This window comes from Synechococcales cyanobacterium T60_A2020_003 (assembly GCA_015272205.1).
GTDB lineage: Bacteria > Cyanobacteriota > Cyanobacteriia > RECH01 > RECH01 > JACYMB01.
Genome location: JACYMB010000036.1, coordinates 1 through 3018 on the forward strand (window position 1 = coordinate 1; position 3018 = coordinate 3018).

Consider the following 3018-nt stretch of genomic DNA (forward strand, 5'->3'; position numbering starts at 1 on the left):
GGAAACAGCAATATGCCGTCCTTTGAGGGTGAGGATGCTGCCCGCGATCGCAAAATTGAGGGTGAGGGCGAGGTCGTGGGTGAGGGCATCTTGGGTTTGCTGTTGCAGCACTTTCAAGATTCGGCGTTCTTCCCGCAAACGCTCCTGCAATTTCTGATAATCGGCGAGTTCGTTGAGATCAATGCCGATCAGTTGGGCTTCGTGGTGTTCGAGCTGGGCTTCTAGGTCAGCAATCATCTGCTGCTGGGGCTTTAGGTGCAGCGTGGCGAGGTATTGCCCAAAGCTGCGCTCAATCAGCTCTTGGGCTTCCTCCAAGGTGTGGGTTTGCAAAAGATTGAGCACCATGCCATAGCTCGGCGCGAACTGGCTGATCAACGGGTCGGGGCGAGAGGTGGCAAGATACGCGGCTTCGGTTGCCCCCTCAAAGCGGGTTTGCACCGTCACCACATGTCCCCGTTCGTCCATGCCTCGTCGTCCGGCTCGTCCGGCCATCTGCAAAAATTCGGAGGCATTTAAGAGGCGATGACCGCGATCGGTTCGTTTAGACAGGCTGGAGATGACGGTGGTTCGGGCGGGCATATTGATCCCGGCGGCGAGGGTTTCCGTCGCAAAGACCACCTTGATCAGTCCTTGCTGGAATAATTCTTCGACTAACCCTTTCCAGGCAGGGAGAATTCCGGCATGGTGCGCCGCAATGCCGCGATAGAGAGCCTCAATCTGGTGCGATCGCCCTGCGTCGGGATTCCGAGCGAGGAAGGCATCAATTTGTTCTTTCAAACTGGCTGCTTCGTGTTCTTGCAGGAGGCTAAAGTTTCCCACTTCGGACACAGCGCGATCGCACCCCCGACGGCTAAAAATAAAGTAAATGGCCGGGAGCATATCCCGCTGGCGAAGTTGGCTCAGGATGTAGCCGAGGCTAGGGGTATCGGGGCGCGATCGCTTCCGTCCTTTGGGTCGCAATCGGGAGTTAATCTTCTTTTGCGAATCATCCAGCAGCGGGAAGAGACCGTTCGGATTGCAGAAGTGATACTCCAGCGGCACAGGCCGAAAGTCGGAGTAGATTAGCTCTGTGGGGCCATGAACTCGACTGATCCAGTCCGTAAGCTGTCCGCTATTGTCCACGGTGGCGGATAGGGCAACAAGCTGGATCTCTGGAGGACAGTAGATAATCGACTCCTCCCAAACCGTCCCCCGCTGGCGATCATTCATGTAGTGGCACTCATCCAGCACCACCGCCTGCACATCGACTAAGGATGTACCCACTGCGCCGATTTCCGTGCCGTAGAGCATATTCCGAAAAATTTCGGTGGTCATCACCACGATCGGCGCATCCCGGTTAATGGATAAATCCCCCGTGAGCAACCCAACGGTATCGCTACCAAACTGATCGCGAAAGTCCCTCAGCTTTTGGTTAGACAGCGCTTTGAGCGGAGTGGTGTAGAACACGCGCCGTCCCGATGCTAGGGCTCGGTGAATGGCATACTCACCAATCAAAGTTTTTCCAGACCCCGTCGGTGCACACACCACCACCGATTTTCCCGCATCTAACGCGGCGATCGCCTCTTTCTGAAACGTATCGAGAGCGAAGGGAAACAATCTTTTGGAGTCTAAATCAACCATAACTCAACAGCGCAAGAAGGAATGGAAAAGCGCATAGGGGCAGCGATGCAATACGAAAATACTACGCGCCTCTTCCCATCCTCCCATACCTTTAGGGCGATCGCCGATATTTAGCATGCCCGACCGGCGTGTGCCCCCCAAGAGGAGCAACCGCACGTTAGGCAGTGAGCCGTTTCTGAACAAGGGTGACGTAGAACTCACCATTCGGCACTCAACATCAGCCTGTATTCCGCATTCCGGCGGCAATCCCGTTAATGGTCAGTAACGCACCGCGCAACAGTTCACCCCGGCTATACCGCGAACGAATGACACCCGCCTGGGAATTACTCTTGTGCAGGCGTAGGCGCTTCAACAGCGAAACCTGGAGGAACCCTAGGGGCACAATCGTTCCATTCCGAAGCTGTACAGAGCGCTGGAGTTCCGGATCACCGTCTAACAATCGCTCATGCCCCGTGATCTTGAGTACGATATCGCGCGTTAGATAATACTCCCGCGCAATTTGAGCAAAGAGTGTGTCAAAGCGACCTAAATCCTCCGGATCAGAAAGTTGCTGAACGTAGTGCCGTGCGATCTGCAAATCAACCTTCGACAGCGTCATTTCCACCTTGGAAATCACCATCCGGAAAAACGACCATTTGTAGTAGAAATAGCGTAACAGCTTAAGATGTTCTTCGGGTTCGTGGTCTAAGAAATCCTTCAGCGCCGTGCCGACCCCGTACCAGGACGGCAGCAAAAATCGGCTTTGAGTCCAGCTAAATACCCAGGGAATAGCCCGCAGATTAGACAACCCCCGCTTGCCGCCGCGTCGTGCCGGACGAGAGCTAATTTGAAGCTGACTAATCTCCTCAATAGGCGTGACCTGGTGGAAGAAGTCGATGAAATCAGGCTGTTCGTAAATCAACGCCCGATAATGACTGCGCGATCGCGCCGCCAGTTCTTCCATGATTTCGCACCAGGGCCGAATATCATCAAACCCACTGCGGAGCAAACTGGCCTGAATGACTGCCGTAGTGACGGTTTCCAAGTTATAAAGCGCGAGATCCGGCAGGTTGTACTTAGAGGCTAAGACCTCGCCTTGTTCCGTAATCTTGATCCGACCGTCAATGCTTTGCCCCGGTTGCGCCAGAATTGCCTCGTAGGCTGGGCCACCGCCGCGCCCCACCGATCCACCCCGGCCATGGAAAATCCGTAGGGAAACCCCGTAGGACTCGCTCACCCGTTGGAGCGCTTGCTGGGCTTTGTGAATCTCCCAGTTGCTGCTGAGGAAGCCAGAATCCTTGTTGCTGTCTGAATACCCCAACATCACCTCTTGAAGAGACGTGACCGGATAGGGCAACACGCTAACCCATTTGTAGGGCAATTTCGGGTTGGGCTTGCAATCCGCCCCAGCTTCGGCTT

Annotated in this window: 2 protein-coding genes; both read right to left on the reverse strand. The window is 54.9% G+C overall.

All coding sequences use genetic code 11. From position 1 onward, the window contains the following. Positions 1-1620: DEAD/DEAH box helicase (locus IGR76_02160; protein MBF2077337.1), on the reverse strand; the 1620-nt coding region annotated here is incomplete at its 3' end. A 217-nt stretch (positions 1621-1837) separates the two neighbouring features. Continuing rightward, positions 1838-3018 (reverse strand): phosphoenolpyruvate carboxylase (locus IGR76_02165; GenBank protein ID MBF2077338.1); only part of this gene is annotated, 1181 nt, incomplete at its 5' end.